Source organism: Planomonospora algeriensis (assembly GCF_977012225.1).
On sequence record NZ_CDRNDK010000363.1, the window covers coordinates 1 to 6,539 of the forward strand.

Annotated in this window: 8 protein-coding genes; 6 read left to right on the top strand and 2 right to left on the bottom strand. The window is 71.7% G+C overall.

Going from position 1 to position 6,539, the window contains the following annotated elements:
• Nucleotides 1-84: 84 nt before the first annotated feature.
• Nucleotides 85-387 (bottom strand): hypothetical protein, encoded by a 303-nt coding sequence (locus ACWJ6R_RS27470; protein WP_449065006.1) that lies wholly within the window; start codon nucleotides 385-387, stop codon nucleotides 85-87.
• A 29-nt stretch (nucleotides 388-416) separates the two neighbouring features.
• The gene (locus tag ACWJ6R_RS27475; protein ID WP_449065007.1) at nucleotides 417-674 is read right to left on the bottom strand and encodes a hypothetical protein; all 258 of its coding nucleotides are present in this window, start codon (nucleotides 672-674) and stop codon (nucleotides 417-419) included.
• A 197-nt stretch (nucleotides 675-871) separates the two neighbouring features.
• On the opposite strand from ACWJ6R_RS27475, the gene dcm reads away from it, so the two are divergent.
• From dcm to ACWJ6R_RS27505, 6 genes are all read left to right on the top strand, one after another.
• A complete protein-coding gene (dcm, locus tag ACWJ6R_RS27480; protein WP_449065008.1) occupies nucleotides 872-2,539 on the top strand; it encodes a DNA (cytosine-5-)-methyltransferase in 1,668 nt (555 codons plus the stop codon).
• Between the two features lie 114 nt (nucleotides 2,540-2,653).
• Nucleotides 2,654-3,979, top strand: a complete 1,326-nt coding sequence (locus tag ACWJ6R_RS27485; protein WP_449065009.1) for a phage major capsid protein — start codon at nucleotides 2,654-2,656, stop codon at nucleotides 3,977-3,979.
• Between the two features lie 88 nt (nucleotides 3,980-4,067).
• Complete coding sequence (locus ACWJ6R_RS27490) at nucleotides 4,068-4,388, top strand: hypothetical protein (protein WP_449065010.1); 321 nt, start codon at nucleotides 4,068-4,070, stop codon at nucleotides 4,386-4,388.
• A gap of 129 nt (nucleotides 4,389-4,517) precedes the next feature.
• Nucleotides 4,518-5,057, top strand: a complete 540-nt coding sequence (locus ACWJ6R_RS27495; protein ID WP_449065011.1) for a chorismate--pyruvate lyase family protein — start codon at nucleotides 4,518-4,520, stop codon at nucleotides 5,055-5,057.
• A gap of 45 nt (nucleotides 5,058-5,102) precedes the next feature.
• Nucleotides 5,103-5,513: a hypothetical protein gene (locus ACWJ6R_RS27500; protein WP_449065012.1), complete on the top strand. Its 411-nt coding sequence runs from the start codon at nucleotides 5,103-5,105 to the stop codon at nucleotides 5,511-5,513.
• 108 nt (nucleotides 5,514-5,621) lie between these two features.
• Nucleotides 5,622-6,329: a helix-turn-helix domain-containing protein gene (locus tag ACWJ6R_RS27505; protein ID WP_449065013.1), complete on the top strand. Its 708-nt coding sequence runs from the start codon at nucleotides 5,622-5,624 to the stop codon at nucleotides 6,327-6,329.
• The last annotated feature ends 210 nt before the right edge of the window (nucleotides 6,330-6,539 follow it).

A 6,539-nucleotide genomic window follows, 5' to 3' on the forward strand; every position in this document is an offset into this window, starting at 1 on the left:
CGGGTGGTCGTGCCCGGCCCGGCCGCGCGGTGACGCCGGCGCGGAGCGGGTCGGGCGCGTCCTGTGGCAGGCTCCCGGGTCGGCCTACCGGCCTTCGTAGTCGGCGATGGCGTCGAGGACCGGCCGGATCACGGCCGCCTTGCCGGAGGTGCGGGTGGGGATCTGCCAGCGCATCACGCCGTTCGGCGTCGACCATTCCAGGGTGCCGCCGGCCTTCGGCAGGTCGAACGAGTAGTAGATCACTTCCGGGCTGCCGGGGTGGACCGTGACCTCCTGGCCGTCCGTCCGCCCGACCCACGGGGCGCTCGAGGCGTTGCCGGAGAAGACCGTGAACGTCCGGCCGCCGGTCTTGATGCGCCACTGGCTGCCGCTGACCGGCGGCGGCATCCGATCCGCCTTCGACAGGGCTGCGACCTTCAACGCGATCGCACGAACCACGTGGACCGCGGCTTGGCGAAGTGGGGCGAGGTCGGCCGGTGGTAGTAGACGCCGACTGGAGCGATGCGCAGCGGGTTTCCCCTGTCTCCGGTGATGCGGGCCGACTGCCCGAACTTCAGCACCTTCGGCGCCGCCACCGCGGCGGGCGCGGGCGGTGCCGCGGCCTGCGCAGGAACGGCACCGGCCAGTGCCGCGAGGACGGCGACGGCGGGCACGGCGAGACGGTGACGCAGCACAAGATCCTCCGATGTGGTCGTTCCACCCCCGAGCTTGATCACCTTACGGCGGTGCCCGCGACGTTAGCGGCGGTTTTGCCTACCTTGCCGCCTCGACCAAGGGGACTGCCCCCGGTAGCGGCCGGGTGCGGACCACACAAACGACTCCCACCGTTGTCAGGCCGTGCGCGCTTCGGTGGATCCCTCCAGGAGGTCTTGTGGCATCCACGCCCGCGCCCACGCAGATGACGGCCGTGTCGCTGTTCGCCGGAATCGGAGGGTTCGAGCTGGCGCTGCAGCGCGCCGGCGTGCGGACGGTCGCCTCCGTCGAGATCGACAAGGCCGCCCGCGGTGTCCTGGCCCGCCGCTTCCCCGACTCCACCCTGTTCGATGACGTAAGGACGGTCACAGGTGAACAGCTACTCGCAGCAGGATTCACTCCCCGGACTGGGATCCTCACCGGAGGGTTCCCCTGCCAGGACCTGTCCGTCGCCGGGCAGCGCGCCGGACTCGACGGGCAGCGCTCCGGACTGTTCTTTGAGATCGTCCGGCTCGCCCGGCAGCTCCAGCCCCAGTGGCTTCTGCTCGAGAACGTGCCCGGGCTCCTGTCATCCCACCGGGGCCAGGACATGGGGATCGTGGTCCAAGAGCTGGCCAACCTCGGGTACGGCGTGTCGTGGCGGGTTCTCGATGCGCAGTTCTCCGGAGTACCTCAGCGACGCCGTCGTGTCTTCATTGTCGGATGTCTTGGAGACCTCGCCGGTGCCGCGGAAGTACTTTTTGAGCCAGACGGCAGCGGCGGGCATCCTGCGCCGCGCCGCGCGGCGCGGAAAACGGCTGCCGGCGGCGCTGGACGCGGCGCTGCGGCAGGTTGCCGAGCCTGGGGAACCAGCGCCGTAGACCCCGACATCGCCGGGCCGCTGGGCGCGAACACGGGCGGGCATCGCACCGACCTGGACTCGGTGGGCGCGTACGTGACGACGAACGGCACGGTGACGCACACGCTGCGGTGCGGCTATCTGATGTCGGCTGAGGACGGCACCGGGCGGGGCACGCCGATCGTCGCCTACGATCCCGCGGCGGGGCGGGAGCAGCCCGTCGAGGCGACCGTCACGGCCGGCGCTGAGAAGCCCGTCGAGCCCACGGTCACGGCCAGGGCCGAGAAGCCGGGGGAGGCGGTCACGACGCTGGGTCGCGTCACCCACTCCCTGACCTGTGAGGGTTGCGACGCCAGCGAGGACGGCACCGGCCGGGGCACGCCGATCGTCGCCTACGACCTGGCGCAGATCACCAATCCCACCTGTCGGTCCAACCCGCAGCCCGGCTCACCGTGCCCGGCGCTGTGTGCTTCCGGCCGCCCGGCGGTGACCGCGATCCCGGTCGCGTTGCGCGGCCGCGACGGCAGTAGCAGCCTCGAGCACGGGCAGCCGGGGGATCCGGCGTACGCGCTGCGCACGGGCGGCGGCGGCTCGTCCATGCCGATGGTCGCCACCGCGCCCGCCGAGGTCGTGCCGGAGGTCGCCGACACGCTGCGCACCCACCCCCGATCCGGCTCCAACACGGTCGGCGCGGTCGTCGCGGTGTCGGCGACGGTGACGGCGAAGTGGGCCAAGGGCACGGGCGGCCCCGCCGGCGACGAAACCCAGAACCTCCTGGTCGACGGCGAGACGGGCGACCTGATGGCGGGCGGGGTCCGGCGGTTGACGCCGCGCGAGTGCGAGCGCCTGCAGGGCTACCCCGACGACTGGACGATCCAGTCGGGCGACAAGCCGCAGGCCGACTCTCCCCGCTACCGGCAGCTCGGCAACAGCGTCGCGGTGCCGGTGGTGGAGCAGATCGGGCGCCGCCTGGTCGCGGTCGCCGCACGCCGCCACGGCGTGCGGTGACGTTAACGCCGCTTTTTCCTACGGTGCCGCCTCGATCAACGGCTGTCCCGGTGCTGACCGGGCGCGGATCACACCGAAACGCACACCGATGTCAGCCACCGGGGGGTACGGCAGATGACTGCCAACGAGAACGCGCGGATCCGAGAGCTCAAGAGCGCTCTGAAGACCGAAGCCGACAAGATCACGCGCATCCAGAACAGCATTAAGGACGAGACCGGCCGCGGTCACTTCGTGCTGTCGAAGGAGATGCACGCCGACTACCTCAAGAGCGTCGACCGCGCCGAGCAGATCCAGGCGCTGCTCGTGACCGAGGAGAAGGCCGCCGGCATCCTGTCCTACCTCGGCGAACCGTCCGGGGTGCCGGCCGCCGGCAGGATGGCCACCGACCGCGAGCGCGGCCTGCAGCGCAAGAGCCTGTCGCAGGCGTTCTTCGAGTCCGACGCCTACCAGCAGATGAAGGCCACCGACTTCCGCGAGCCGCGCGGCATCGTCACCATCGACCAGGGCCTCTACTCCTTCGAGGCCAAGGACCTGTTCACCCTGAGCGCGGGCTCGCACACGACGCCGGCGTTCGGCACCGCCGAGAACGTCGGTATCTCCGAGCGGCAGCGCCGCCCCAACCGGGTCCGGGACCTGTTCCCCGCCGAGACCACGACCAGCAACATCATCTCCGGTGTCCGCCAGACCGGGTTCATCAACAACGCGGGTGTCATCCCGCAGCGGCGGGCCGCGGACGGCACGTCCGCGCCGACCGGCGGGCCGACCGACACGTGGGGCCGGGCGCCGCGCTCGAGCATCCAGTTCGAGCCGTACACCCGCCCCGTCTCCGAGATCGGCCACTACGAGACCGTCCACAAGAACACGCTCGCCGACGAGTCCAGGCTCAGGGGCATCCTCGAGCGGGACCTGATCGACGGCGTGAAGCTCAAGGAGGACGACCAGATCCTGTTCGGTGACGGCGTCGGCGAGAACCTGCTCGGCATCACGCAGACGCCCGGCATCCAGCTCTACACCGGCCAGTCCTCCGACAAGAAGACCGCGCAGGTCCGCCGCGCCCTCACCCGCGCGATCCTGTCCTACTACGACCCGTCCGGCGTGGTCATGCACCCGCTCGACTTCGAGGACATCGAGCTGGAGGAGGACCAGCAGGGCGGTTACCGCGTCGCCGTGTCGGTGGCGATCGGCGCGGAGAAGCGCGTGTGGCGGCTCAACGTGATCGACACCCCGGCGATGGTGCAGGGCAAGTACCTGCTCGGCGCGTGGGGGTACGGCGCGAAGCTGTTCGACCGGGAGACCGTGGTGGTGCAGGCCTCCACCGAGCACGGATCGAACTTCATCGAGGGAACCGTAACGATCAAGGCGAGTGAGCGGATCGGCCTCGCAGTCGACAGGCCGGAGAGCTTTGTGTACGGCACCTTCACGCCGTACGTCGCGGCGTGAGCGACGTCGTGAGCGAGGCGCCCCCAGCCGGTGCCGGGGGCGCCGCCCGCAGAGGAAGACGACGAAGGCGGCCGGGCCGGACCTGTACGTGTACGCCGCGGCGGTCGCCAAGGTCGTGGACGCCGACACCCTCGACCTGCTGGTCGATCTCGGATTCGGTGTGTCGACGCGGGTCCGGGCGCGGCTGGCGGACGTGTACGCGCCGGAGCTCGCCACCCCGGAAGGGCAGGAGGCGGCGGCGTTCACCCGCTCCTGGGTGGAGGAGAACGGCCCGGAGTTCCTGGTGCGGACCTTCCGCGACCGCAAGGAGCGGTACGGCCGGTACCTGGCGGCCGTCGAGCCTGCCGGCGGCGGGCCGCGGCTGGACGAGGCACTGCTGGTCGCCGGGCACGCCACCACCCAGGCGTGAGTTCCGCCGCCCTGTACGGGGCGGGACGCCACCGGCAGCGGGCCCGGGGCGCTCGGTGCGCCCTGCGGTCTGCGGGGTCGCAGAAGGCGTCTCAGCCCGTTCGATTCCACTTCCACGATCGGAGGCCGTGTGCTTTCACTCACCCCGCAGGCGTTCACCCGTATCCTGCTCCGCCACGACGGCTCAACGACCGCGCTCCTGGCCGGTCTGCTGGACGAACCGCTCGGGGTGCGGGTGCTCCTCCAGGCACAGCGGCCCGCGGCGGCCGTCCTGTCGCCGGAGTTGCAGGCCCGTATGGGGCTCGGCGCAGACAGCAGCGTGGTCCTGCGCCTCTCTGAGCTGATCCGGGGGGGCCGGACGCCGATCTCCTCCAACAAGGTGGTCATGGACCCTGCGCACCCGCTCGTGGTCGAGCTGACCACCGGCCCGGACATCCCGATCGGGTACTTCCTCAACAACCAGCGGATCGAGCAGCGGCGCGAGCTCGTCGACCGCGGGATGCGCAAGCTGCACTGGGGATACGAGCGCGACGTGCCGAGCGTGTGGCGCTCCTACGTGATCTTCGCCCAGGGCAAGCCGCTCATGCACATTGACGAGGCGTTCCACCCCGACGTCGTCGCCGGGGTGCCCGAACTGCCGCTGGCCGCGGCCAGCAGCGAGCAGGACTGACCGGCCATACCCGCGGCCGCTGACCCCTGAGGAGAGGAGACGACGATGACGGACGCCAGCCCGCCCGAGGCCGAGGCCGAGGTGCCTGCCCCGCTCGAGCCCGGCGAGGCGGCCGGCGAGGGCTACGCGGTGACGCCGATGTTCGACCGCCGCCCGGTACGGCAGGTCGAACTACCGGACGAGCACGCGGTCAGCATCGACATCTACGAGCACCCTTCGGCCGTCCCGCCGCACGACCGGACCCGGGGGGCGACGCTCAGCGTCCCGTCGCGGATCGTGATCGATGGCCAGCCCGTCTACCTGCCGAAGGACTCCGGCATCACGGTCAAGGCCGGTCTGCGGGCGACCGAGGTCACGCTGACGCTGTTCGCCCGCCGGGTCCGCATCGGCTACGCCGACGAGCTGGACGGCCCGGTCGGCGTTCCTGCCGGGCAGGCGGAGCCCGCCGAGGACTGACCGCGCGAACGGTACGGCCTCGCCCTCCTCACCGGGGGCGGGGCTGTCGCCGTCCCCTGGCCGCCGGTAGCGGGACGTTAACGGCTGATCTTGCTACGGTGCCGCGCCATGACGACCCTCCCACTCGAATCCCGGACCCGCGCCGCCGCGCTGTACGCGGCGGGTTCCTCGATCCGCCAGGTCGCCGCGGAACTCGGCGTCACCTACACGCAGGCCCGCGGCGTGCTGCTGGCGGCCGGGGCGGTGCTGCGCAGACAAGGCCGCTCCCGCACCACCCCCACCACCGCCTCCACCGCCTCCGCCCCTGCGGCCGCGAGGCGGCGGCGCCCGTTCGACCTGGCGCGGGCCGCCCGCCTGTATCTGTCAGGCTGCACCCTGAACGAGGTCGCCGCCCGCACCGGCTACTCCCGCAGCCGGGTCCACGTGCTGCTGCGCGAGGCCGGAGTGCCGATGCGAACCGCCCACCACCCGCGCGCCTCGCGGATCAGCGCGGCCAAGCGGCGGCAGATCCTCGCCGCGTGGAAGGCGCAGCGCACCAACGCGCAGATCATCGCGGAGGCGCAGACCAGTTCGGCCACGATCCGCAAGGTTGTCCAGGAGGCGGGCCTGCCGCCGCGCCGCCCGCACCGCAAATACGACCACGACCGGATGAAGAAGCTGCGCGCCGAGGGCAAGATGCTGACGGAGATCGCCGCCGATCAGGGAACTTCCCCGCAGTACGTGTGGAACATCGTCAACGGCTCCTACCTGCGCTCGTACGTCAAGCGCGGCCGGCCGCGCACCCACACCCCCGCCGCGGCGGCTGATGCGACGTAAACGGCCGCGTGTGCTTGAGTCTGCGGCGACTTCGCGCGAGACACACCAGGAAGGACGGCAGCGGTGACGGCTCCCACCCGTAAGACACGCTCCAGCGCCGACGGGCAGGCTCCGGCCGCCGAGGGCAGCACCCCGACCGGCGAGCAGCAGGAGGTGCCCAGCGGGGCGCAGGACGCGGCGCGGCCAGCGCAGGCCGCGCCGCTGGCCCCC